The organism is Actinomadura fibrosa, assembly GCF_900659615.1.
Taxonomy (GTDB): Bacteria; Actinomycetota; Actinomycetes; order Streptosporangiales; family Streptosporangiaceae; genus Spirillospora; species Spirillospora fibrosa.
Map to the genome: position 1 here is coordinate 1 of NZ_CAACUY010000082.1, position 23,740 is coordinate 23,740.

The window sequence follows — 23,740 nt, forward strand, 5'->3', positions numbered from 1 at the left end:
CCCGCGCCCGCGTCCGCCTCGCCGGGGGCCGGAACGCAGGGGCCGCCGCAGACCATGGCCGACACCCCGGCCCCGCCACCGGGACCGCAGCAGCCCCAGCCGCAGCAGGCTCCGGCCGCCTTCGACCCGTACGCGACCCGCGTCGAGGACCAGGCGGGTGCTCCGCAGGGCGCCGTGCGGCAGCCGGGCGTGCCGGTCCCGCCCGCCCCGCCGCAGGGCGGACCGCCCGGCACGCGCGTGCTGAGCCCCGACGACGTGGGAGAAGGCGCCGGTCAGGGCCCGCCCGCCCCGGGCACGCAGGTCATGTCCGAGACGATGGTCGGCAGCTTCGACTTCCTGGACGACACGCCGTCGCCCGAGCGGCCCGTCCACGAGATCCCGCCGCCGAAGGACCGCAGCCAGCGGCGGGCGCTGGAGCGGTTCGGCATCGGCTTCGTCTGCGGCGAGCACGACGCGGGCCCGCTGCTGGACGAGCTGCGCGCGCAGGTGGAGGAGTGGAACGCGCCCGCGGGGCCGGGCGCGGAGGAGACCCGGGTCGACGGGGCGCCCAGCTCGATCGGCACGGGGGTGCCCGGCGTGCTGCTGGTGGGCGAGCCCCATTCGGGGCAGCGCCGGCTGGCGCGGATGATCGCGCTGACGCTCGCGGACGCGGGCCTCGGCGACGGGGCGATCCGGGCGCACGACGCCGAGGACGTCCGGGACGCGCCCGCCGAGCGGATGGCGCAGGTGCTGGCGCAGCCGGGCCCGGCGATCCTGTTCGAGCGGCTGGACGTGGCGGTCACCGGCGCGGCCGACCCGGCGGCCGTGGCGGGAGCGGTGCGCAGGGCCCGCCGCGACCCGGTGAACACGACCCCGCTGATCGCGACGTGCGAGCCGCGGGCGTACAAGCGGCTTCTCCAGGAGCATCCGAAGCTGGTGCAGGTGTTCCGCGTCCACCGGTTGCCGGATCTGAGCGACCTCGACAACCGGATGACGCTGCTGCACCTGCTGGCGGACGAGCGCCGGGTCACGGTCGGCGCGTCGGCGCTGGAGGTCGCCCGGGAGGACCTGGGGCGGCTGCGCGGGCCGGGCGACCTCGTCAACGCCCGCCTCGTCGAGACCTACCTGGACCAGGCGTGCCAGCGGCACCTGGAGCGCGCGGGCGCGTCCCGGGATCGGCTGGTCCTCACGCCCGACGACCTCGCGGGCGTGGCCGAGGGCATCGAGCCGGCGCTGCGCCCGCCCGGCGACATCGGCGGCTACCTGCGGCAGCTCGACGCGCTGATGGGGCTGGACGAGGTGAAGGCGACGGTCCGGGAGCTGGCCGAGGAGGCGGCGCTCGCGGCCGACCGGGCGCGGTACGGGGTGCGGGCGGACGCCCCCCTGCACCTGATCTTCACCGGGCCGCCGGGGACGGGCAAGACGACGGTGGCGGGGCTGGTCGGCGGGATCTACGCGGCGCTCGGGCTGCTGGAGTCCGGGCACGTGGTGGCCTGCCGCCCGGTCCACCTGGCCGGGCGCGACCAGGCGGACACCGAGAGCCGGGTCGCGGGCATGGTCGACCAGGCCCTCGGCGGCGTGCTGCTGATCCAGGAGGCGTACCGGCTGGACCGGAGCCCCGCCGTGGTGAGCGAGCTGCGCCGCCGGATGGACGACCACGGCGGGCGGTTCGTGGTGATCTGCTCCAGCCTGGGCCCCGAGATGGAGGGCTTCCTCGCGGGGAACCCCGGCTTCCGGGACCAGTTCGGCCGCGTCGTCGAGTTCGAGGGCATGACGGACCGCGACCTGGTGCGGCTCTTCCAGAGCTACGCCGAGCGCGACCTCTACATGCTGGACGAGGAGTTGCGCGTCGAGCTGCTGTCCCGCTTCGCGCGGATGCGCGAGGACCCCGCGTTCGCGTACGCGCGGACGGTCCGGGCGCTGTTCGAGCAGACCGTCGCGCGGCAGGCGGCGCGGCTCGCGGGGGCCGACGTCAACGCGGCCACCGTGGCCCGGCTGACGGACCGGGACCTGCCCGAGTCGGCGCTGGAGCAGATGCTCGGCGACTTCCGGCCGGGGGGCTGATCCGCCCCGTCCGCCCCTTCCCTCCGGGGACGCGGGCCTCTCGGCGGGGACGGGCGGGTCGCTCCGGGGACACCCGCTTCTCGACCGGGACGTGGGGCATCATGCGGCCCTGACCCGGGAAGACCAGTGGTGAGGGTGGCCCTCGAATGGCCCTCTTGGGTCATGTGCCCGTCGGGGCGGAAAGCGTAGCCTCGATTCCGGGTGTGGGGAACGAACGGAGGTGGACGCCGTGCGCCAGAACCTCGACCTGCGCGTCCACGACCGCGTTGCGCTGGACGAGATCGAACTCTATGCCGAGATGCTCAGCGCGGTGGCGGCGGCCGAGCGGCCGCTGACCGTCGCGGAGATCGACATGGTGCTCGGAGTGCGTTCCGACGAGACCGGTCGTCGCGAGCTGACGCCACGGGACCAGGGCGTGTCTCCCTAGCCGAAGCCCGCCGCAGCGCAACCGGGGACGCCGATTCCGGCGTCCCCGGTTCGCGTCTCCGGGCGATGTCCGGTTTGGACCGTTGTAAGCAATCTCACTCGCCCCATCCGTCCCGCGCCGCGGGCCGCGAACCGGCCTGAGCGGTATCGCGGCACATCGTCGCAGATAGGGACCTCTGTCTCGGGTATGTACCTCCCGATCTAGGGCAATCTTGTAGGTGAGAGGGGGGAGGACACCGGTCGAAGCTAGGGCAAAGGTTCTTTTTACGGCTGGTTGCGCCTACGATCCTCTCCGGACTGTTCCGGCATCTCAGGAGAACGACGTGCGCTTGCGTCTCACGCCGCGTGAGGACAGCTTCTACGACATGTTCGCCGACTCGGCGAACAACCTGGTCACTGGCGCCAGGCTGCTCGTGGAGCTCATCAGCGACGGCGCCGACCGGCCGGCGATCGCTGAGAAGATGCGCGCCTGCGAGCACGCGGGCGACGAATGCACTCACGCGATCATGCGCCGGCTGAACGAAACCTTCATCACGCCCTTCGACCGCGAGGACATCTACCGGCTGGCCTCGACGATCGACGACGTGATGGACGAGATGGAAGAGGCAGCGGACCTGGTCGTCCTCTACAAGATCGACGAGTTCCCCAAGGGCATCGTCCACATGGTCGAGGTGCTGGAGCGCGCGGCGGAGCTCACCGCCGAGGCGATGCCGCGGCTGCGGTCGATGAAGGAGCTCAACGAGTACTGGATCGAGATCAACCGCCTGGAGAACCAGGGCGACCAGGTGTACCGCAAGCTGCTCGCGCACCTGTTCAGCGGCGAGTACGACCCGCTGACGGTCATGAAGATGAAGCAGATCATCGACCGCCTGGAGGAGGCGGCGGACGCCTTCGAGCACGTCGCGAACACGGTCGAGACCATCGCGGTCAAGGAATCATGAGCGCACCGGGAGGCCCGCCCCTCGTCCGGGAACCGTCGACCGGCCCCGAACCGGGGCTGACCGCCCAGGCCACGCACCGCGTGACGGGCCGGGCGTGGCTCCTGCTGCTCGCCGGGGTCGTCCTCGTCACCGCGGCGGGCGCGCTCGGCCTGCGGGCGGACGCGCAGGCGGCGGTGCTCGTCCTCGTCGTCGTGGTCTCCCTGGTCTTCGACTACACCAACGGCTTCCACGACGCGGCCAACGCGATCGCCACCGCGGTGTCGACGCGGGCGCTGACGCCGCGCGTGGCGCTGCTCATGGCGGCCGTGATGAACATGCTGGGCGCGCTGCTCGGCGTGGAGGTCGCGAAGACCGTCAGCGAGGTCATCACCCCGCCGGACGGGCTGCACGGCCTCACCGTGATCGCCGCCGGGGTGCTCGGCGCGATCACCTGGAACCTCATCACCTGGTACTTCGGGCTGCCGTCCTCGTCCTCGCACGCCCTGATCGGCGGCGTGGTGGGCGCCGGGCTGGCCTCGGCCTCGACGGTCAACTGGGACAGCGTCGTCGACAAGGTCGCGGTGCCGATGGTGGTGTCGCCGGTGGTCGGCTTCGTGCTGGCGTACCTGGTGATGGTCGCGATCCTCTGGATCTTCCGCCGCTCGCACCCCGGCCGGGTCGGCCGCCGGTTCCGCATCGCCCAGACGCTGTCGGCGGCCTCGCTCGCGCTCGGGCACGGCCTCCAGGACGCCCAGAAGACGATGGGCATCATCGTGCTCGCGCTGGTGACCACCGGCCACTCCGACGGCGAGTCGGTGCCCACCTGGGTGATCGTCGTCTGCGCGGGCGCGCTGTCCCTCGGCACCTACGCGGGCGGCTGGCGGATCATGCGGACGCTCGGCCGGAAGGTGATCGAGGTCGATCCGCCGAAGGGCTTCGCCGCCGAGGCGACGGCCTCCGTCGTCCTCTACGTCACCGCGTTCTTCTGGCACGCTCCAATCTCCACCACCCACACGATCACGTCCGCGATCATGGGCGTCGGCGCCACCAAGCGGCTCGCGGCCGTGCGCTGGGGAATGGCGGGCAACATCGTCCTCGCCTGGATCCTCACCATGCCGGCCTCCGCAGCCGTCGCCGCCATCGTGTACGCAGTAGTCCACGTATTGGGTGCATAGTCCTCGGCGTCGGGCCTGGCGGCCCTCCTTCGGCTCAAAAGCACAGCCCGCCGTCCCTCTGGGGGGGCGGCGGGCTGTTTTGTTGGCGGGCTCTAGCTGCCGCTGATGCGGTTCAGAGGTGGTGGGGAGATCGTTTGCTGGGCCTGGAAGTAGGCGACGAAGCCGTCCAGGTCGATCGGGCCGAGGACCTGGTCCTTGCCCTGCGTGAAGGTGGTGAAGCCGTCACCGCCGCCGAGCAGGAAGTTGTTGGCCGCGACCTTGTAGGTGGCGGCCGGGTCCACGGCGGTGCCGTCCACGGTGATGGCGGAGACGCGGTCGCCGACCGGCCTGGAGCGGTCGATCGTGAAGTGCAGGTTCGCCGACGGCTGGAGGATCTTCTCGCCGGCGGACGTCCACTGCTGCTCCAGCAGCGCGTCGAGCTGCGCGCCGGTCAGCGAGGTGACGCCCATGACGTTGCTGAACGGCTGGACCTGGAACGCCTCGCCGTAGGTCACGACGCCGTCGCCCTCGGAGCCGCTCGCCTTGTAGACGAGGTCGGCGCGGACGCCGCCGGGGTTCATGACCGCGACCTGGGCGCCCTTGTCCTTCATCGAGTACAGCTGCGCGTCGGCGATGACGTCGCCGAGCGCGGTCTCGCCCGCCGGGGACGGGGCCCGGGTGACATCAGCGGTGATCTTGCCGATCGGCTTGTTCGCGATCGCCGCGACCCGGTCCTTCCAGGTCTGGACGAACTTCTCGGTGGCCGGGTCCGGCGGCACGTCGCGGGTGACGACGTGGTTGTCGCCCTTGAGGGACGAGCGGACGATGTCGCCGGTGCGCCTGTTCACCTGGAAGTCGACCTGGGTGATGACGCGGCCGAAGGAGGAGCCGGAGGAGTAGAGGCGCGGCTGCCCGGCGGGGTCCTTCACCGAGCAGAGGTACTGCTGGTGCGTGTGCCCGGCCAGCACGACGTCGATCTCCGGGTCGGCGTCCTGCGCGATGCGGGTGCCAGCGCCGGGGACGACGCCGCACTCGTCCGGCCTGGAGCCCGCCTTGACCTGGTCGCCCTCGTGGACGAGCAGCACCATCGCCCGGACGCCGCGCCGCTTCAGCTCGCGGGCGGACCGGTTCGCGGCGGCGACCTCGTCGTCGAACCGCAGGCCCTTGATGCCGTCGGCGGTGACGATGGTGGGCGTGGTCTTGGTGACGACGCCGATGAACCCGACCTTCACGCCGTTGATCCGGCGGATCGTCCACGGCTTCAGGACGGGCTTGTTCCTCGCCTCCAGCAGGACGTTCGCCGCGAGGTAGTCGAACTTCGCGCCCTTCCACCGGCCCGCCGGGGAGCAGCCGTCGGTGGGGTGGCAGCCGCCGTTCTGGATGCGCTGGAGCTCCCGGTAGCCCTCGTCGAACTCGTGGTTGCCGACCGCGGAGGCGGTGACGCCGACGTCGCCGAGGAACTGGACGGAGGGCTCGTCGTGGTAGGCGGCCGAGATCAGCGGCGAGGCGCCGATCAGGTCGCCCTGCGCGACCGTGAGGGTGTGCCGGTCGGCGAGGCGCTTGAGGTGCGTCGCGATGTACGCGGCGCCGCCCGCGGGGACGGAGTTGCCGTTCTCGTCGATGGCGGTGCCCGAGCTGCCGGTCGGCGGCTCCAGGTTGCCGTGGAAGTCGTTCAGCGCGAGCAGCCGCACGGCCGCGGTGGGGACGGGCCGGGCCGCCGCGGGCTGCGCGGCCAGGCCCACGACCGTCAGGCCCGCCGCGGCGCAGGCCATGATGGTGCGTCGTCGAGTCATTCCGGTCACGTTAGGACGGCCGGGCATACGGATCCCCGCGACTTCATGACGGTTTCGTGACGGTTCGGTCAGCGTCGGGGGAGTTCCTCCCGCGCTGCGGTCCGCGGAGGCCGAAGCCCGGCGTACGGGGCGGAGACGAACCCCGGTGTGGAGGGGGTGCCCAGTGGCGGGGCCGGTGGGAGCGCATAGGCTGCGACGGTGAGCGGGGTACGGGTGCGCGCGGCGCTGGCGGAGTCGGAGATCGCGCAGGTGCTGGCGGTGGTCGAGGCCGCCGCCGCGGCGGACGGGGTCGCGCCGCTGTCGGAGCACGCGATGCTCGCCCTCCGCGCCGGTCGGGGCGGCCTGACCGTCACCGCCGAGGACGCCGGGGGAGAGGCTCTCGTCGGTTACGCGCATCTCGATCCCGCGTCCGAGGACGAGTCCGCCGCCGGGGAACTGGTCGTCCACCCGGCGCACCGGCGGCGCGGCCACGGCCGGACGCTGCTCCGCGCGCTGCGCGAGGAGGCGGCCGGGCCGCTGCGGGTCTGGGCGCACGGCGATCTGCCCGCGGCGGCGAAGCTGGCGGGCGCCGAGGGGCTGGCGCGCGTCCGGGCCCTGTTCCAGATGCGCCGTCCCGCCGCCGAGCCGCTGCCCGAGCCGCGGATCGCCGAGGGTGTAACCGTCCGGACCTTCGAGCCGGGACGGGACGAGGAGGCGTGGCTCGCGGTGAACGGCCGCGCGTTCGCCCACCACCCGGAGCAGGGCGCGTGGACGATCGACGACCTCCGCGAGCGCGAGGCGGAGGGCTGGTTCGACCCGGCGGGCTTCTTCATGGCCGAGCGGGACGGGCGGCTCGCGGGCTTCCACTGGACGAAGGTCCATCCGGACGGCGCCGGGGAGGTCTACGTGGTGGGCGTGGACCCCGACGCGCAGGGCCTCGGGCTCGGGCGCGCGCTCACGCTCGTCGGCCTGCGCCATCTGCGGGAGGCGGGCGCCGATCCGCTGATGCTGTACGTGGACGAGTCGAACGTCCCGGCGGTGCGGCTGTACGAGTCGCTCGGGTTCGTCCGGCACGCCGTGGACGTGATGTACGGCTCCGCGGCCGGCTGAGCGTGGGGCACCGCGGTCGGCTGAGCCGCCGGGAGGGGCTCGCAGGCTCCTGACCAGGGGCTTCGCGGTGCGCGGCCGCCGTTGCCCCGTGATCTCCGGCGCAAACCCCGCAGGCCCTGATATTGCGGGGCTTTGGGGCTTCTGAGCTGCGGTGTTAACCCGCCGGTCACGGCAAATCGGGGCATTCTTCGTGGCTCTGCCGATCTCAGTTCATCCTCCGTTCACCTGGATCGGGGTGTCCGGTCACCTCGCCTGCCTAGTTTCACTGTCGACGGCAACCCCGCCACCTGGCCGTATCCGCCAGCGTGACGGGCGGGGGACGTGCCAGACGGAACTTGATGAGGAGACCCTCCGGTGAAGAACGGTTCTCGGCTTGCCGCCCTGGGCGGTGTGGTCATTGCGGGGGCACTGGCCCTTTCGGCCTGTGGCAGTGACGACAACTCGTCCGGTGACGCGAGCAGCGCGCCGACCGGCGACATCGACTGCGCGAAGGCAAGCGTCAACGCCGCCGGGTCCAGCGCCCAGAAGAACGCGATCGAGGAGTGGACCAAGATCTACGCGCAGAAGTGCGCGGGGGCCAACCTCAACTACAACCCGAGCGGCTCGGGCGCCGGCATCCAGGCGTTCACCTCGGGCCAGGTGGCCTTCGCGGGCTCGGACTCGGCGCTCAAGCCCGAGGAGACCGGCCCCGCCAAGCAGCGCTGCCAGGGCAACAACGCCCTGAACCTGCCGATGGTCGTCGGCCCGGTCGCGGTCGTCTACAACGTGCAGGGCGTGGACGGCCTGAAGCTCTCCTCCGAGACGATCGCGAGCATCTTCTCCGGGAAGATCAAGACCTGGAACGACCCGGCGATCGCGAAGGAGAACGCGGGCGCCAAGCTCCCGTCCTCGCCGATCAAGCCGATCTACCGCTCGGACGAGTCCGGCACGACGGAGAACTTCACCAACTACCTGCACACGACCGCGCCGAAGGTCTGGACGTGGGAGAAGGCCAAGAAGTGGCCGAACTCCACCGGCCAGGGCGCGCCGAAGTCCGACGGCGTGAGCAGCCAGGTGAAGAGCACCGCGGGCGCCATCTCCTACGTCGAGCTGTCGTACGCGACGAACAACAAGCTCCAGACCGCGCAGGTCAAGAACGGCGCGGGCGAGTACACCGCGCTGTCGCCCGAGAGCGCGTCCAAGGCCGTCGCCGGCGCCCAGGTGGTCGGCACCGGCAACGACGTCGCGCTGAAGATCGACTACACCACCAAGGAGGCCGGGGCGTACCCGATCGTCCTGGTGACCTACGAGATCGCGTGCGAGAAGGGCCTGCCCGCCGAGCAGTCCAAGTTCGTCAAGTCCTTCCTCACCTACACCTCCAGCGCCGACGGGCAGAAGGTGCTGACCGGCCTCGGTTACGCGCCCGTCCCGGACAGCGTGCTGACCAAGGTCCAGGCGTCCGTGAAGGCCCTGTCCTGACGTCCGGCAACGATCCCGGAAGCCCCGCCGCCGACGACCTCGGCGGCGGGGCCGATTGGGGTTCCGCAGCAGAAGTGATCATAGGAGGACCCCCTGTGAGCAGCGAGACGGGCGTCGAGGCGGCCGCCGCCACGCGACGGCGCACCCCGAGCCTGCGCATGAGCACCGGCCGGGCCGGTGACAAGATCTTCGTCTCGGCGGCCCGCGGCTCGGGCCTCACCGTGCTGGCGATCATGGCCGCGATCGCGGTGTTCCTGGTGTGGAAGGCGATCCCGGCGCTCCAGGACAACAAGGCGAACTTCCTGACCGCCGAGGAGTGGAACCCGAACGCGGTGCCCCCGCGGTTCGGCATCGCGCAGCTCGCCTTCGGGACGATCGTGTCGTCGCTGCTCGCGATGCTCATCGCGACGCCGGTGGCGGTCGGGATCGCGCTGTTCATCTCCTTCTACTCGTCGCGGAAGCTGGCGTCGGTCCTCGGGTACGTCGTGGACCTGCTCGCGGCGGTCCCGAGCATCGTGTACGGCCTGTGGGGCCTGATCTTCCTGTCCAAGCACATGGAGGGGATCAGCAAGTTCCTCAACAGCGTGCTCGGCTGGATCCCGCTGTTCGGCGGCGACTCGCCGGGCAAGAACTCGATCTTCACCGCCGGGGTGGTGCTGGCGATCATGATCCTGCCGATCATCTCCTCGATCACCCGCGAGGTGTTCCTCCAGGTGCCGCGGGCCAACGTGGAGGCCGCGCTCGCGCTCGGCGCCACCCGCTGGGAGATGATCCGGCTGTCGGTGCTGCCGTACGGGCGGTCCGGCATGATCGGCGCCTCGATGCTCGGCCTCGGCCGCGCGATGGGCGAGACGATCGCGGTCGCGATGGTGCTGACCTTCGTGCCCGGCATCAACGTCCACATCCTGGAGAACGGCGGCAGCACGTTCGCCTCCAACATCGCCAACAGCTTCAGCGAGGCGTCCGAGACCGGCCGCGGCGCGCTGATCGCCTCCGGCCTGGTGCTGTTCGTGATCACCCTGCTCGTCAACATGGCGGCCCGCGCCGTCGTCGCGCGCCGCAAGGAGTTCGTGTGACCTCCCTGACCACCCCGAAGGGCGCCGGCCTGTCGTCCGTCTCGACCGGCCGCAAGATCAAGGACAAGCTGGTCCAGGGCTTCGTGTACCTGGCGTTCGTCCTCGCCCTCGTCCCGCTGCTGTCGGTGCTGTGGACGGTCGTCTCCAACGGCGTCGCCCGGCTCGACCCGACGTTCTTCCAGTTCTCCATGAACGGGGTCAGCGGCAAGGACCCGGGCGGCGGCGCCTACCACGCCATCATCGGGACGCTGGAGCAGGTCCTCATCTGCAGCGTGATCGCCGTCCCGATCGCCGTGCTGACCGCGATCTACCTCGTCGAGTACGCCGGCAACGGGCGGCTCGGCAAGGTCGTCAGCTTCTTCGTGGACGTCATGACCGGCATCCCGTCGATCGTCGCGGGCCTGTTCGTGCTGGCGCTGTGGCTGCTCACGTTCGGGTTCGAGTTCTCCGGGTTCGCCGGCGCGCTCGCGCTGACCATCCTGATGATCCCGACGGTGGTGCGCGCCACCGAGGAGATGCTGAAGCTCGTCCCGAACGACCTGCGCGAGGCCTCCTACGCGCTCGGCGTCCCGCGCTGGCGGACGGTCTGCTTCGTCATCCTGCCGACGGCGATGACCGGCATCGTCACCGGCATCATGCTCGCGGTCGCCCGCGTCATGGGCGAGACCGCGCCGCTGCTGCTGACGATCTTCTTCACCAAGGCGATCAACACCGACCCGTTCAGCGGGCCGCAGGGGTCCCTGCCGACCTTCATCTGGGAGCAGGCCGCCGACCCGAACCAGAACTCGATCGACCGGGCCTGGACCGGCGCCCTGGTGCTGATCGCGATCATCATGCTGCTCAACCTCGCCGCCCGGCTGGTCGCCCGCCGGAGCGCGCCGGTGAGCCGCTGAGCCGCCGCCCCCTCCCCCCTCCTCCCGTGACCCCTCCCGACCCCCTCTGCACGTCCTGATAGGAGCACCAACCCCATGGCCAAGCGGATCGAAGTCTCGGGGCTGCACGCCTACTACGGCGGCGTCCACGCCATCGAGGACATCTCGATGACGGTCGAGCCGCGCTCGGTGACGGCCTTCATCGGGCCGTCGGGCTGCGGCAAGTCCACGTTCCTGCGCACCCTGAACCGGATGCACGAGGTCATCCCGGGCGCCCGGGTCGAGGGCAAGGTCATGCTGGACGACGAGGACCTGTACGCCTCCTCGGTGGACCCGGTCGCCGTGCGCCGCGTCGTCGGCATGGTCTTCCAGCGCCCCAACCCGTTCCCCACCATGTCGATCTACGACAACGTGGCCGCGGGCCTGAAGCTCAACGGCGTCCGCCGCAAGAGCCAGCTCGACGAGATCGTCGAGAGCTCGCTCCAGGGCGCGAACCTGTGGAACGAGGTCAAGGACCGGCTCGGCAAGCCCGGCGCGGGCCTGTCCGGCGGCCAGCAGCAGCGGCTGTGCATCGCCCGCGCGATCGCCGTCCAGCCGCAGGTGCTGCTCATGGACGAGCCGTGCTCGGCGCTCGACCCGATCTCCACGCTCGCGATCGAGGACCTGATCGGCAAGCTGAAGAGCCAGTACACGATCGTGATCGTCACGCACAACATGCAGCAGGCCGCCCGGGTCAGCGACCGCACCGCCTTCTTCAACATCGCGGGGACGGGCAAGCCGGGCAAGCTCATCGAGATCGACGACACCAGCAAGATCTTCACGAACCCGGAGCAGAAGGCGACCGAGGACTACATCACCGGCCGCTTCGGCTGATCCGGCCCGGCAGGACGGACGGAGGGACGGGGCCCGCCCCGGCAGAGGCGGCAGGGCCCCGGCGAGCGCGGCGGGGTCCGGGCGGAGCCGGCGGGCGCGGCTCAGGCGCGGGCCGGCGCCATCTCCTCGGAGTCGCCCGGACGGTGGTCGGGGACGAAGCGGTACCCGACGTTGCGGACCGTTCCGATGAGCGACTCGTACTCGGCGCCGAGCTTGGCCCGCAGCCGCCGGACGTGCACGTCCACGGTCCGGGTGCCGCCGAAGTAGTCGTAGCCCCAGACCTCCTGGAGGAGTTGGGCGCGCGTGAAGACCCGGCCCGGGTGCTGGGCGAGGTACTTCAGCAGCTCGAACTCCTTGAAGGTCAGGTCGAGCACGCGCCCGCGCAGCCGCGCCGTGTAGGTCGCCTCGTCGATCGTCAGCTCGCCGCTGCGGATCTCGCCCGGGACCTCCTCGGCCTCGGCGACCGCCGCCGCGCGGCCGACCGCGAGGCGCAGCCGGGCCTCGACCTCGGCCGGTCCCGCGGTCTGGAGCAGCATGTCGTCCACGCCCCACTCGGAACTGAGCGCGGCGAGGCCGCCCTCGGTCACGATGGCGAGCAGCGGGCAGTCCAGCCCCGTGGTCCGCAGCAGCCGGCACAGGCTCTTGGCCTGCACCAGGTCGCGCCGCGCGTCCACCAGGACGATGTCGGCCGGCGGGGCGTCGATGAGGGCCGAAGCCTCCGCCGGGGCGACGCGCACGGAGTGCAGCAGAAGCCCGAGCGCGGGCAGGACCTCGTCGGAGGGCTCCAACGCGTTGGTCAGCAAGAGCAGACTGCTCAAGTGCCGCCTCCTCGTCCATAAAGACGTAGGACCCAGGCGGCTCACCGCCGAGCCCGGCACCGGCCGGCGACTCGGCGAGACGAGGCGACCACGCAGGGCACTTTGGTGAACTCCATGGCCTCGTCGCCCGGATCCCTCACCCTGAGCATATCCGAGCACGTCCTCCGGGCAATGGGGCGCCTCGCCCGGACGGGGCGGGCCGGGGGGATGAGACCCTGGGGCCATGGCCAAGGGAACGATCCGGTACTGGGCCGCCGCGAAGGCCGCCGCGGGCACCGCTGAGGAGCCCTACGACGCCGCGACGCTCGACGAGGCGATCGCCGCCGCCGCCCGGCGGGACGGACGCGACGGCGCGTTCCGGCGCGTCCTCGACCGCAGCTCGTTCCTGGTCGACGGCGCCCCCGTCGGCACCCGCCCGCACGCCTCCGTCGCGCTGCCGGAGGGCGGCGTCGTGGAGGTGCTGCCGCCCTTCGCGGGTGGCTGACGTCACACCCGGACGATCACTCCGCGGGGCCACCCGGTGTCATGCCGCGGGGCGACTCGCCGCCGGTGCCCCGGGCACTAGGGTGTGGCGATCGCGTGCCGTGCCCGAAGGAGAGACATGCGGAAAGTACTGGTGGTGCTGCTCGTCCTCGTGGTCGGCGGGCTGATCGCCGCCGACCGGATCGGCGTGCGGATCGCGCAGGACGAGATCGGCAAGCAGGTGGCCGCGGAGTACAACCTGGCGGAGCGGCCCGACGTCACGATCCACGGCATCCCGTTCCTGACGCAGGCGGTCGGCGGCACGTACGACCACATCGACGTCAGCATCGGCGACTGGACCGAGCGGGGCGTCACGGTCACGGACGTGAAGGTCGACATGCGCGGCGTGGACGCGCCGCTGTCGGAGGTCACGGCCGGGAACTCCGCCAACGTCACCGCGCGCACGGCGACCGCGTCCGCGATCGTGCCCTACGACGTGATCAAGAAGCAGGCGCCGAAGGAGGTCAAGAGCCTCGGGCCGAAGGGCGACGACCTCGCGGTGGAGCTGACCGGCGCGATCCTCGGCCTCCCGGTGTCCGGCAGCGCGGTCGTGTCCGTCAAGCCGACGGCCCGGGGCATCGCCGTCACCCCCGTGTCCGTCGGCTCGACCGGTGCCGCGCAGGTCCCGCTGGCCGCCGTCCGGCAGCAGCTCACCTGGATCGTGCCCGTGTCGGACCTGCCGGTCGGCTCGCGCATCAGCGAGATCCAGCCCACCCCCGAGGGTCTCCGCGTCTCGGCCACTGCCGAGAACGTCCGGCTGAACGACCTGGAGCAGCGGACCAAGTAGCGGGAGAACGGCGACGCGATGGGACGGACCGCACGTCCCGGGGGCGCATAACGTGAAGAGTGACCGGAAATGTCGCCGGACCTTGTGAACCGGACCGCGAGGGCGTACGTGTCAGTGGTGTGGGTCCCACCGCGGATGAGGGTTTGCTGCGCGCCCTATACAGCGAGCACGGCGGTCCCCTCCTCGGCTACGTCCTGCGGCTGACGGGGGGAGACCGCACCCAGGCCGAGGACGTCGTCCAGGAGACGCTGCTGCGCGCCTGGAAGCACCCCGAGGCGCTCGCGGGCCGGCCGGTGCGGCCATGGCTGTTCACGGTCGCCCGGAACCTCGTGGTGGACGCGCACCGCGCCAAACGGGCCCGGCCGCCCGAGACCGGTATCGACGAGCAGGTGATGCTGACCGCGGCCGGCTCCGACGACATCGACCGGGCGCTGGAGTCCTGGACGGTCGCGGAGGCCCTCGCCGAACTCAGCGCCCCGCACCGCGCCGTGCTGGTGGAGACCTACTACCGTGGCCGGTCGGTGGCCGAGGCGTCGAAGGCGCTGGGCATCCCGCCCGGCACGGTCAAGTCCCGCACCTACTACGCGCTGCGGGCGCTCAAACTCGCATTGGAGGAGCGGGGGTTGGCGCCATGAACGACTGCACCGAGGTGCGCACCTCGCTCGGGGTGTACGTGCTGGGCGCGATCGAGTCCGGCGAGCGGAGCCAGGTGGAGGCCCACCTGGAGGACTGCCGCTCCTGCCGGGACGAGCTCGCCGGGCTGGCCGGCATGCCCGCCCTGCTCGGGCGGGTCGACGAGGCGCAGCTCGACCAGATGGCCGGGCCGCCGCCCGAACTGCTGGACGGGCTGCTGGCCCGGGCGGCCGAGCGACGGAGGGGATGGCTCGGACCGCTGGGCCGGCGGTCCGGCGGGCGGGGCCAGGGCTGGCTCCCGCTCGCCGCCGCGGCCTGCGTGCTGGTGCTCGCCGGCGGCCTGTTCGGCGTCCTGCTGCCCCGCGGCGGCGAGGAACGCGCCGCGCCGTCCCCGACCGTCACGACCACGGCGTCCGTCCCGCCGCCCAGCCCCGAGGGCAAGGGCGAGCGGATCGCCGCCGAGAACCCCGAGACCCGGATCAGGGGCTGGGTGGAGCTCCACAAGCAGCCCTGGGGCACCGAGGTCGAGCTCTACCTGACGGGCGTCCCGAAGGGGGCGCGCTGCCGGCTGCTGGTCATCGCCCGGGACGGGCAGCGGGACGCGCTCGGAAGCTGGCACGTCCCCATGAACGAGGGCTACGGCGAGTACCACGGCTCCACGATGTTCCCGCGCGGCAACCTCTTCTCGTTCGAGATCGTCGGCCTGGACGGCAAGCCGCTGCTCACCATCCCCGCCTGATCCCGCCCACCTCGCGGGAAGGATCTCGGAGGCCCTCGCGGGAAGGATCGAGCGCGCCTTCGGGTTGAATACGTCCGATGGAAGGTGCATTGATCGCGGCGGCGGTCCTGGCGGCGGCCACGGTGTTCGGCCTGGTGCGGCGGCGCCGTGACGGCGTGCTGCGCGAACGAAGGCAGGGCGCGCGGCGGGGAGGCGGCGACATGGCCGAGACCCTCGGACCGGACGAGCTGGGCGCGGCGCTCGGCGAGCGGGCCACGCTGCTCCAGTTCTCCAGCGCGTTCTGCGCGCCGTGCCGCGCCACCCGGCGCACGCTCGGCGAGGTCGCCGGGATGGTCGACGGCGTCGTCCACGTCGAGCTGGACGCCGAGGCGCACCTCGACCTCGTCCGCCGCCTGAACGTGGTCCGGACGCCCACCGTCCTCGTCCTTGACGGCGCCGGGCGCGTCGTCCGCCGCGCCGCCGGAGCGCCCCGCAAGGCCGATGTCATCGCGGCTCTGGGGACGGCCATCCCGTGAGCGGCGCCCCGTCTACCTGCGGGAAGATCAATGTCACTGTCTCGCAAGGCGAGACGGATGTGACAGCCCGTGGGGTGTCGGCTTAACATCGTGTCCGTGCGTTACTGGACAGAGCAGATGCTCACGAAGCGCCGCGCGGTCGACTTCTGCCGCGTGGCCGCCTCGCTCTGTCGCACGGCCTGAGGCATCGAGCCCGTCCGCCCCCGAGCATTCCTCCTTCTCGCTCGTACGCACGCTTCCACTCCACCTGGAGCACCCCGATGCAGGTCGATCCGCGTGGGCAGCGCTTCGCCGCGGCCGTCACGACGGTGGTACTGATCGCGGTCCTGGTGACCGGAAGCTGGGCATTGCTCGCCGCTCAGGCCGTGGTGTTCGCCATCGCGACCCTCTTCGGCCTCCGGTACGCCCCGTACGGACGCGTGTACGCAGTGCTCATCCGTCCCCGGCTCGCCCCTCCGAGGGAGCTTGAGGACGAGGCCCCGCCCCGGTTCGCCCAGGGTGTCGGTCTCGTCTTCTCCCTCGTGGGAACGGCCGGATACGCGGCGGGGATCCCCTGGCTCGGCAACGGTGCCACCGCCCTCGCGCTGGCGGCGGCGTTCCTGAACGCGGTGTTCGGGTTCTGCCTCGGCTGCGAGATGTATCTGCTGGTCCGCCGTAGCACCCCCGGCAAGCGGGCCGGTTCGGCCCGCGTCGGGGACTACTGATCCGACGTACAACCGCGAAGATCCGCTCCAACAGGGAGGTTCCCGAATGAGCCGCTCCGACGTCCTGGTGGACGCCGACTGGGTTGAGTCCAACCTGGACGCCCCCGGCCTCGTGCTCGTGGAGGTCGACGAGGATGTCGCCGCCTACGACAAGGGCCACATCCGTGGCGCCGTGAAGATCGACTGGAAGACCGAGTTGCAGGACCCGGTCCGCCGCGACTTCGTCGACAAGACGGGATTCGAGCAGCTGCTGTCCTCCAAGGGCATCGCCAACGACGACCTCGTCATCCTCTACGGCGGCAACAACAACTGGTTCGCGGCCTACGCGTACTGGTACTTCAAGCTGTACGGCCACGACAAGGTCAAGCTCCTCGACGGCGGCCGCAAGAAGTGGGAGCTGGACTCCCGCGAGCTGGTCGAGGACGTCCCGACCCGTCCGGCGACCGACTACAAGGCCAAGGAGCAGGACCTCAGCATCCGCGCCTTCCGCGAGGAGGTCGTGGACGCGATCGGGAGCAAGAACCTGATCGACGTCCGCTCGCCCGACGAGTTCAGCGGCAAGCTGCTCGCGCCGGCGCACCTGCCGCAGGAGCAGGCGCAGCGGGCCGGCCACGTGCCGACCGCGCGCAGCATCCCGTGGTCGAAGGCCGCCAACGACGACGGCACGTTCAAGTCCGACGAGGAGCTCCGCGAGATCTACGGCGCAGCCGGCGTGGACCTGTCCAAGCCGACCATCGCCTACTGCCGCATCGGCGAGCGCTCGTCGCACACCTGGTTCGCCCTGCGCGAGCTGCTCGGCCTCCAGGACGTCAAGAACTACGACGGCTCCTGGACCGAGTACGGGTCGCTGGTCGGCGTCCCGATCGAGCTCGGCGAGCCCAAGTAGGACGGATCCGCCCCAAGGCGGATCCACCCCGCCCGCCGCGAGGCGGGCACCCGCCGCACGGCGGGACGAGAGCCATCCGTGTGCACGGAGATGGAGGAGCAATGACCCAGGGCTGCGCAGCGCCCGCGCAGACGGCGCACCTTCCGGCGACCGTCGATCTGAACAACGAGGCCGTGATCCAGGGCACCGTCACCCGTGACGGCGCCCCCGTGTCCAGTGCCTACGCCCGCCTGCTCGACTCGACCGGTGAGTTCACCGCCGAGGTCGTCACCGGGGACGAGGGGGTGTTCCGGTTCTTCGCCGCCGACGGCGACTGGACCGTGCGCGTCCTCGCGGCGGGCGGCGTGAGCGTCGACAACAGCGTCACCGCCAAGACCGGAGAGGTCGCCGCCCTCCAGGTCACGATCTGACCGGAGCCTTCGCGGGCCGACGAACGACGGACCCCGCCGCACCGCCTCACCGCGGTACGGCGGGGTCCGCCGCTTTCACCGGACCGTTCTCTCGTGGGCCGTTCCCGCGGCCGTCCTGCTCGGCCGCTTCGCCTCAGCCGTTCCCCGCGGCCGTCCTGCTCGGACGGGGCGTCCGCCGGTAGCATCGGCGCGATGCCCGGACTGTCCGCGCGGTCGCCGCTGATCCTGCCGTGGGCGACGCTGAAGCTGGCGGGGCGCTTCGTGCTGCCCCTGACCCTCTGGTTCACGGTCGGGCAGCTGCTGCGGTACGGGGTGATGTACGGCGGGTACCGGCTCGGCGGGATGAAGGGCACCGCCGCCAGCGTGGCACCGCTGCTCACCGTCGGCCTGCTCGTGATGGTGACGCTGGCCGTCGCCGTCGCCATGGTCCACTGCGTCCGGGAGGGGCTGGACGTCGTCCACGCCCGCGAGGCCGGCGGCGACCTGACGCCGTGGGCGGTGGGCAACGACGAGTCGGTGGCCGGCGCGGCGGGCCGCGCGGCGCTGCCGTTCGTCGTCTTCTACCTGGCGTGGGGGCTGCTGGCCGAGGACGCCCGCGAGTTCGCCGACACGGCCGCGAGCCGCGGCTTCGCCGAGGGCGGGATCGAGGGGCAGCTCAAGGGCGTCGGCATGCTGGTCTCGCTGGAGAAGCACGTGGTGCTCGCCAGCGTGCTCACCGCGGTGTTCTTCGTGCTGAAGGTGCTCGCGGGCTGGCTGCTGGAGGAGCGGTCGCCGCGCGCGGGCGCGGCGCTCATCGCGCTCCTGGAGATCTACTTCGCGCTGTTCGCCATCTTCACGATCGACCACCTGCGCGGCGAGGGCGTGGACTGGCTGACCCGGCGCCAGGCGTGGACCTGGTTCACCGACGTCGCCGGGCCCGTCCTCGACCTGTGGCCGCCGTTCAAGGACGCGGTGCTCGGCGCGCTGATCTGGCTGGTGATCACCGGGGTGATCCTCGGCCTGGACGCGGCGGACGAGCGGGTCGTGCTCGGGAGCGGCCGCGCGGCGCGGCGGCTGGCGGGCGCGGGCGGCCTCGACCGCGTCAACAGCCCGCGCGAGGTGATGACCCGCGGGTTCCGCGAGATGTGGCTGCCCGCCTGGTACGGGCTGCGGCTCGTCCGGCGGTCCGGAATGCTGCCGTTCGCGACGTTCTGCCTGCTGTTCACCGGCCTGGACGTCGCCGAGGACGCCTCCCGCCGCCTCGTCTACGAGCTGATCGGGCCGCACCCGGTGACCTGGTGGATCCCGCGGCTGCCGCTCGTCGGGTACGGCACGGGCCTCGTGTTCGAGATCCTCCGGATCTGCCTGCTGGCGGCGGCGTTCAACCTGGTGATGGCGCGGGTCACGGAGCGAACCGCAGCAAAGGCAGCGGGCCTGTCGGCCGCTGGGCCCGCGGCGGGCGCACCTCAAGGCGCAGCGAACCCGCCTTGGAGCGGGGCACCGTACCCGTCACCGTAATCCGCGTGACGGCGCCCGGCCGGGGCTTCGCGTCCGAGGTCAGGCCGGTCGCCGACCCGGTCCGCAACCCGACGGCCGACCATTCGTGCCCGTCTCCGTCGGACAGCCGGTAGGTGATGCCGTACGAGCCGACGGCCTTCGCCGCCTCGGCGTCCCGGGGGAGGACGGCGAGGGTCAGCCGCAGCTCGGTCACGTCCGCGGACCCGCCGCCGGGCGCCTGGGTGCTCACGTAGGGCGCCCTGGTCTGGCGCCCCTCGATCCGCCACTGCGCGCCCGCCAGCTCGCCCGTCCCGCCATGGGGGACGGTCGTCGCCTTCTCGCGCGGTTCGAGGTTGCGCTGGACGATGTGCGTCTCGTCCAGCCACTGGATGCTGAGCAGGGCGGGAAGCAGCGCGGCGAGCGCCAGCGCCTGGACGACGCGCCTGTCGCCGGGCCGCAGCCCGGCGCGCCGCGGCTCGGACGGCTCGGGCGGCTCGGTCGGTGCGGGCCGCTCGGGCGGCAGCGGAGGCTCGGGTGGGGCGGGGGCCGTCATGGGCGACTCGTCCGGACGTCGTAGCGGTCGGTGGCGGTGCGGAGCAGCTCGGCGGCGCGGGCCGCGCCGAGGCCGAGGTCCACGTCGGCCGCCGCGGACAGCTGCGGCAGCAGCCCGCCCGTGCCGACGACGAGGTGCGCGCCCGCGACCCGCTCGCGCGGCAGCTCGAAGACGAAGGCCGTCGCCGTCCAGATCAGCGGCTGGAAGTCCGGTTCGAGGACGGACGCGGCGCCCGTCCGGGGATCGGCCTTGTAGGTGAAGCCGCCCGGCGTCTCCAGCACGGCGGACGCGAGCTTCAGCGGTTCGCGGCGGCTCATCGCGCGGAGCCGCACGATGAGGTAGACGCCGTCGCTGCCGACCGCCGGCTGGTTCCCGAGGGACAGGCTCGGGGCGAGCGACCGCGCCGCGTCCACCCGCTCGACCCGCACGCTGAACTCGCGGTTCGTGACCTCGTGGCCGATGCGTCCGCTGGTGCGGATCGGGTCCAGTTCCGTGGCCTCGACGTGCGGGCCGAGGCTGTGCAGCCACATCGCCCCGGCCAGCAGGACCGTCCCGACGGCCCCGGCGGTGCCCTGGACGAGCAGCCTGCGGCCGTTCACCCCGGGCTCCCGGGGACCGGAAGCGTGTGCGGCGTGGCCCGCGGGGTTGCCCGGCGGGTGGGTCGCCGCGTCGGCGGGCGGGTCGCGCGGCCCGTGGGCTTCAGGGTGCGGCGCGGACGCGTGGGCGCGGACACCCTCGGGGACGGTGTTGCGGGTGCCGGGGTCAGGGCGGCGACGGGCAGGGTGAGCCGCCCGGCGAGCGCGTCGTCCTGGAGGTCCACCCGCCAGGCGTAGGTGGTGTCGGTGAACCCGTGGTCGTACGTCCATTTGCGCAGGCCGATGGTGAACTGGCGGGGTGCGTCCGCCGGTCCCGCCTTCCACTTCGCCGACGCCTCGACGGGCAGGCCCGGCTGCACCATGTCGGTCTTCGCGCCGCCGGCGACGCCGTCCACATCGTCCGGCCTGATCCACTGCCCTTTCCGGGTACGGGCCGCGAGGCCCTGCGACAGGCCGCCGATGCCGAGCCCGACGCTCTCCTTGCCCTTGTTGACCACGTGCAGGCGGACGATGACGAACCGCTCCCTCGTCGAGCCGATGCCGCTGTCGTCCAGGCCGATGCGGGCGTCCCGCACGGTGACGGTGAAAAGGCCCAGGTCGACGGGCTGTCCGGCGCGCACGGCCGGCTGCTGCGGGGTCTCCGCGAAGCCGCCGGTCACCCAGAGCACGGGCACGCCGACGGCGAGCGCGCAGGCGGCCAGGACCGGTACGAGCAGGCGCCTGGACGTCCCGCGGCGCCCGTGCTCGCCGGGAGGCGGGGGGACCGGGGCGGAGGGCTGCACGCGCCGAATGGTAATACGCGGCTACCCTGCCACCGCAGGCCGCCAGAGCAGAGTGTCCGTGAACGAGGGAGCGCCCGCGTTGCCGTACCGCATCCGTTTCGTCCCGATCATGCCCGTGGTCATGATCGTCTTCGCGGTCGCGGCGGCGCCCCTCGTCGCGGCCGGGGTGTTCCTGGACGAGATGCGCGCCTGGCCCGCGCTGCTCGGCATCGCGTTCTGGACCGTCCTGCTCCTGTGGCTGCTCGGCAGCGGGACCGCGCGGCTGCGCCGGGCCGCGCGGAGCCGGTGGACGGCGTTCGCGCTGGAGCCCGACGGCGTCCGGATCGGGGCGCGCCCCGGCAGCCCGCCGCGCTTCTTCCCCTGGGCGGACGTGGACGCGGTCGTCCGCTTCGACGTCCCGCGGATCGTCGGCAGGCGACCCCTCCGCCACCTGGGCGTGAGCCTGAGGGAGGACGCGCCGGACGGGCTCGCCGGATACGAGCGGCGGCTGGACGAGGCGCGCGCGAACCCGGAGCTGCCGGAGACCGACCGCAGGACCCTCGACTACATGGCCGAGCGCCTCACCGGGGAGGGCTTCCCTCGCCGCCTGGCGGTCAGCGCCTACGTGCGCGAGCGGGACTGGCGGCTGAACCGCGGCGCGCTGGAGCGGGCGCTGCGCGACCTCGCGCCGCACGTGCCGCTGGTCGAGCTGGGCGCGGACCGTCCGCCGCACGAATGGCTCGACGACCGCGCCCGCCTGGACGCGCTGGTGCCGATCCGCTAAAAGATCGTTCCGGGGACGGCGGGGGAGAACGTGCTGTAGTGTCCGGATCCGGCCACGAAGTCCTGGGAGGAGCCGCATGGACCCGCAACTGCCGCCCGCCATCGCCGACCCCGACAAGTGGCTGCGCGACCAGCAGGCACGGGCCGCGGCCATGAAGGAGCGGGCGGACCGCGCCCAGGAGGAGCTGGCCGGCAGCGTGACCACGCTCACCAGCCGGGACCAGGCGGTCACCCTCAGCGTGAACCCCGGCGGCGTCCTCCAGGACCTCCGGCTGTCCCCGCAGGCCGACCGGATGAGCGGCGCCCAGCTCACCGCGTCGATCATGGAGACGTACCGGAAGGCGTGCGCGCGCAGCGCCGCCCGTACCGTCGAGATCATGTCGGAGGTCGTCGGCGACGACTCCGAGGCCATGGACCTGCTGCGCGCGAGCCTTCCCCCGCTGGAGGAGGACGGCGACGACCGCCGTCCCGGGTGGTGACGTACCGGCCGCGGCGGTGAGGTAGGGCCCGCGGCGGTGACCCCGTTGACGAAGGAGCCCCATGGGCAACGGTTTTGAGGTCGACAAGTCCGCGCTCGACACGCACGCGGGCAAGGTCGACAAGGTGGCGGCGCGTGCCGACAAGGCGAGCGAGGCCGCCGGCGCGTCCGCGACCGGCGGCTGGCAGATGTACGGGGCGCTGTGCTCCCCGCTGATCGTCCCGACGCTCGCCGCGCTGTACGGCGACTCCGACGACATGGTGAAGAAGGCCGCCGAGCTCGGCCGCTCGATGGCCGGCGGCCTGCGCAGCACCCGGCAGAACTACGAGGCCGTCGAGAAGGCCATCGAGGCCCTCACCAAGCAGGCGCGATGACGAACGACCTGATCGCGCAGCCGGAGGCGCAGAAGCGGTTCGAGGGCGGCGGCCTCGCCGACAGCGTCGACGGCCTCATCGCCGACGTCAACGAGAACAAGAACTGGGAGACGCTGGCCGTCGACGGCCTCGCCGTCGGCCTCGACGCCCTCGGCATCGCGCTCGACCCGCTGGGCGCCGTCCTCAGCGCGGGCGTGGGCTGGCTGCTGGAGCACATCGCGTTCCTGCGCGAGCCGCTGGAGGTGCTGACCGGCGACCCCAAGCAGATCCAGGCGCTGTCGAAGACCTGGTCCAACATCGCCACCGAGCTGACCGGCGCCGCGCACGACTACTCCGACGCGATCGGCGACGTCGCCGCCTGGGACGGGGACGCCGCCGCCGCGTACCGCAAGACCGCCAAGGAGTACGTCGGCGCCCTCAACGCCGTCGCGCAGAGCGCGTCGAGCACCGCCCAGGGAATCGCCGTCGCCGGCCAGGTCGTCGCGGTCGAGCGCGCGTTCGTGTTCGCGGCCGTCTCCGAGTTCGTCGGCAAGGTCATCTCCAAGGCGATCATGGCCGTGGCGTCCACCTGGTTCACCTTCGGCGGCTCGCTCGCCTGGTTCATCACCAGCGTCGTCGGGGACGCCGTCTCGCTGTTCGCCCGGCTCGGCAAGCGGCTCGCGCGGCTGCTGGACGTCATGCGGCGCTTCGTCGACAGGTTCAGCGGCACGAGCGCCCGCGCCGCCGACGCCGCCGCGGCGCTCGGCCGCCGCAGCGACTCGATCAGCCGCTGGGCCGACCCGAAGATCAACGGCTCGAACGTCGCCGAGGTCATGTTCACGCCCGCCGCCTACCAGCGCTACACGCGGCTGATGGACGGCTCGTTCGTCGGCCAGACCGCCAACGTCGCGGGCAGCCTCGCCGCCCGCACCGGCGCGGAGGCCGCGAAGTCCGCCCGCGACTTCGGCGACGGCATGGACGACGGCCACTACGTGAAGTGACCGCCCGGCGGTCCGCGCCGA

General features: G+C 72.3%; 28 protein-coding genes. 23 read left to right on the forward strand and 5 right to left on the reverse strand.

Translation table 11 applies throughout. The features are described from left to right. From E1300_RS25275 to E1300_RS25290, 4 genes are all read left to right on the forward strand, one after another. Positions 1-2,043 (forward strand): AAA family ATPase (locus tag E1300_RS25275; RefSeq protein ID WP_207399947.1); only part of this gene is annotated, 2,043 nt, incomplete at its 5' end. A gap of 229 nt (positions 2,044-2,272) precedes the next feature. Continuing rightward, a complete protein-coding gene (locus tag E1300_RS25280; RefSeq protein WP_131759556.1) occupies positions 2,273-2,470 on the forward strand; it encodes a hypothetical protein in 198 nt (65 codons plus the stop codon). 322 nt (positions 2,471-2,792) lie between these two features. Next, the gene (locus E1300_RS25285) at positions 2,793-3,410 is read left to right on the forward strand and encodes a DUF47 domain-containing protein (protein ID WP_067459642.1); all 618 of its coding nucleotides are present in this window, start codon (positions 2,793-2,795) and stop codon (positions 3,408-3,410) included. Further along, the gene (locus E1300_RS25290) at positions 3,407-4,564 is read left to right on the forward strand and encodes an inorganic phosphate transporter (RefSeq protein ID WP_131759557.1); all 1,158 of its coding nucleotides are present in this window, start codon (positions 3,407-3,409) and stop codon (positions 4,562-4,564) included. Before E1300_RS25285 ends, E1300_RS25290 begins: the two co-directional genes overlap by 4 nt. A 92-nt stretch (positions 4,565-4,656) precedes the next feature. Here E1300_RS25290 and E1300_RS25295 read toward each other — a convergent pair whose 3' ends face one another. Next, the gene (locus E1300_RS25295) at positions 4,657-6,336 is read right to left on the reverse strand and encodes a bifunctional metallophosphatase/5'-nucleotidase (RefSeq protein ID WP_131759558.1); all 1,680 of its coding nucleotides are present in this window, start codon (positions 6,334-6,336) and stop codon (positions 4,657-4,659) included. 198 nt (positions 6,337-6,534) lie between these two features. Here E1300_RS25295 and mshD point away from each other — a divergent pair, with 198 nt between their 5' ends. From mshD to pstB, 5 genes are all read left to right on the forward strand, one after another. Next, positions 6,535-7,425 (forward strand): mycothiol synthase, encoded by an 891-nt coding sequence (gene mshD / locus E1300_RS25300; protein WP_131759559.1) that lies wholly within the window; start codon positions 6,535-6,537, stop codon positions 7,423-7,425. A gap of 354 nt (positions 7,426-7,779) precedes the next feature. After that, on the forward strand, positions 7,780-8,883 hold the full coding sequence (gene pstS, locus E1300_RS25305) for a phosphate ABC transporter substrate-binding protein PstS (protein WP_131759560.1): 1,104 nt from the start codon (positions 7,780-7,782) through the stop codon (positions 8,881-8,883). A gap of 95 nt (positions 8,884-8,978) precedes the next feature. Next, positions 8,979-9,959, forward strand: a complete 981-nt coding sequence (gene pstC, locus E1300_RS25310) for a phosphate ABC transporter permease subunit PstC (protein WP_242619390.1) — start codon at positions 8,979-8,981, stop codon at positions 9,957-9,959. Continuing rightward, positions 9,956-10,852: a phosphate ABC transporter permease PstA gene (pstA, locus tag E1300_RS25315; protein ID WP_370785181.1), complete on the forward strand. Its 897-nt coding sequence runs from the start codon at positions 9,956-9,958 to the stop codon at positions 10,850-10,852. The genes pstC and pstA overlap by 4 nt, the downstream gene beginning before the upstream one ends. Before the next feature lie 75 nt (positions 10,853-10,927). After that, positions 10,928-11,704 carry a phosphate ABC transporter ATP-binding protein PstB gene (gene pstB / locus E1300_RS25320; RefSeq protein WP_131759561.1) on the forward strand — a complete coding sequence of 259 codons (777 nt, stop codon included), beginning with the start codon at positions 10,928-10,930 and terminating at the stop codon, positions 11,702-11,704. 101 nt (positions 11,705-11,805) lie between these two features. Here pstB and E1300_RS25325 read toward each other — a convergent pair whose 3' ends face one another. Then, positions 11,806-12,522, reverse strand: a complete 717-nt coding sequence (locus E1300_RS25325) for a winged helix-turn-helix transcriptional regulator (RefSeq protein ID WP_131759562.1) — start codon at positions 12,520-12,522, stop codon at positions 11,806-11,808. Positions 12,523-12,745: 223 nt separating this feature from the next. Here E1300_RS25325 and E1300_RS25330 point away from each other — a divergent pair, with 223 nt between their 5' ends. The 10 genes from E1300_RS25330 (at position 12,746) to E1300_RS25370 (ending at position 19,215) form a co-directional block, all read left to right on the forward strand. Beyond that, entirely contained in the window at positions 12,746-13,006 is a 261-nt protein-coding gene (locus tag E1300_RS25330) for a MoaD/ThiS family protein (protein ID WP_131759563.1), read from the forward strand. Between the two features lie 117 nt (positions 13,007-13,123). Continuing rightward, entirely contained in the window at positions 13,124-13,831 is a 708-nt protein-coding gene (locus tag E1300_RS25335; protein WP_131759564.1) for an LmeA family phospholipid-binding protein, read from the forward strand. A 119-nt stretch (positions 13,832-13,950) separates the two neighbouring features. After that, positions 13,951-14,466, forward strand: a complete 516-nt coding sequence (locus tag E1300_RS25340; protein WP_165502988.1) for a sigma-70 family RNA polymerase sigma factor — start codon at positions 13,951-13,953, stop codon at positions 14,464-14,466. Then, positions 14,463-15,203 carry an anti-sigma factor family protein gene (locus E1300_RS25345; RefSeq protein WP_131759566.1) on the forward strand — a complete coding sequence of 247 codons (741 nt, stop codon included), beginning with the start codon at positions 14,463-14,465 and terminating at the stop codon, positions 15,201-15,203. Before E1300_RS25340 ends, E1300_RS25345 begins: the two co-directional genes overlap by 4 nt. Before the next feature lie 200 nt (positions 15,204-15,403). Next, positions 15,404-15,718 (forward strand): thioredoxin family protein, encoded by a 315-nt coding sequence (locus E1300_RS25350; protein ID WP_242619392.1) that lies wholly within the window; start codon positions 15,404-15,406, stop codon positions 15,716-15,718. 117 nt (positions 15,719-15,835) lie between these two features. Further along, the gene (locus E1300_RS54030) at positions 15,836-15,901 is read left to right on the forward strand and encodes a putative leader peptide (RefSeq protein WP_360761443.1); all 66 of its coding nucleotides are present in this window, start codon (positions 15,836-15,838) and stop codon (positions 15,899-15,901) included. Between the two features lie 77 nt (positions 15,902-15,978). Next, entirely contained in the window at positions 15,979-16,422 is a 444-nt protein-coding gene (locus E1300_RS25355) for a DUF4395 domain-containing protein (protein ID WP_131759568.1), read from the forward strand. Positions 16,423-16,468: 46 nt separating this feature from the next. After that, a complete protein-coding gene (locus tag E1300_RS25360; protein ID WP_131759569.1) occupies positions 16,469-17,308 on the forward strand; it encodes a sulfurtransferase in 840 nt (279 codons plus the stop codon). A gap of 101 nt (positions 17,309-17,409) precedes the next feature. Further along, positions 17,410-17,718 carry a DUF1416 domain-containing protein gene (locus E1300_RS25365; protein WP_131759570.1) on the forward strand — a complete coding sequence of 103 codons (309 nt, stop codon included), beginning with the start codon at positions 17,410-17,412 and terminating at the stop codon, positions 17,716-17,718. Positions 17,719-17,910: 192 nt separating this feature from the next. After that, positions 17,911-19,215: a hypothetical protein gene (locus E1300_RS25370; protein WP_131759571.1), complete on the forward strand. Its 1,305-nt coding sequence runs from the start codon at positions 17,911-17,913 to the stop codon at positions 19,213-19,215. Here E1300_RS25370 and E1300_RS25375 read toward each other — a convergent pair. Genes E1300_RS25375 through E1300_RS25385 form a run of 3 tightly spaced genes read right to left on the reverse strand, consistent with a single transcriptional unit; the run spans position 19,100 to position 21,125 of the window. Next, on the reverse strand, positions 19,100-19,747 hold the full coding sequence (locus E1300_RS25375; RefSeq protein WP_131759572.1) for a hypothetical protein: 648 nt from the start codon (positions 19,745-19,747) through the stop codon (positions 19,100-19,102). The two genes, E1300_RS25370 and E1300_RS25375, sit on opposite strands and share 116 nt — an antisense overlap. Then, positions 19,744-20,346, reverse strand: a complete 603-nt coding sequence (locus E1300_RS25380) for a hypothetical protein (protein WP_131759573.1) — start codon at positions 20,344-20,346, stop codon at positions 19,744-19,746. Before E1300_RS25380 ends, E1300_RS25375 begins: the two co-directional genes overlap by 4 nt. Further along, positions 20,343-21,125, reverse strand: coding sequence for a hypothetical protein (locus E1300_RS25385; RefSeq protein WP_131759574.1), 783 nt, complete (start codon positions 21,123-21,125; stop codon positions 20,343-20,345). Before E1300_RS25385 ends, E1300_RS25380 begins: the two co-directional genes overlap by 4 nt. Before the next feature lie 58 nt (positions 21,126-21,183). On the opposite strand from E1300_RS25385, the gene E1300_RS25390 reads away from it, so the two are divergent. The 4 genes from E1300_RS25390 (at position 21,184) to E1300_RS25405 (ending at position 23,719) form a co-directional block, all read left to right on the forward strand. Then, positions 21,184-21,888: a hypothetical protein gene (locus E1300_RS25390; RefSeq protein WP_131759575.1), complete on the forward strand. Its 705-nt coding sequence runs from the start codon at positions 21,184-21,186 to the stop codon at positions 21,886-21,888. 76 nt (positions 21,889-21,964) lie between these two features. Continuing rightward, positions 21,965-22,366 (forward strand): YbaB/EbfC family nucleoid-associated protein, encoded by a 402-nt coding sequence (locus E1300_RS25395; protein WP_131759576.1) that lies wholly within the window; start codon positions 21,965-21,967, stop codon positions 22,364-22,366. A gap of 61 nt (positions 22,367-22,427) precedes the next feature. Further along, positions 22,428-22,739, forward strand: a complete 312-nt coding sequence (locus E1300_RS25400; RefSeq protein ID WP_131759577.1) for a type VII secretion target — start codon at positions 22,428-22,430, stop codon at positions 22,737-22,739. Then, positions 22,736-23,719, forward strand: coding sequence for a WXG100-like domain-containing protein (locus E1300_RS25405; RefSeq protein ID WP_131759578.1), 984 nt, complete (start codon positions 22,736-22,738; stop codon positions 23,717-23,719). The genes E1300_RS25400 and E1300_RS25405 overlap by 4 nt, the downstream gene beginning before the upstream one ends. Positions 23,720-23,740 lie beyond the last annotated feature (21 nt).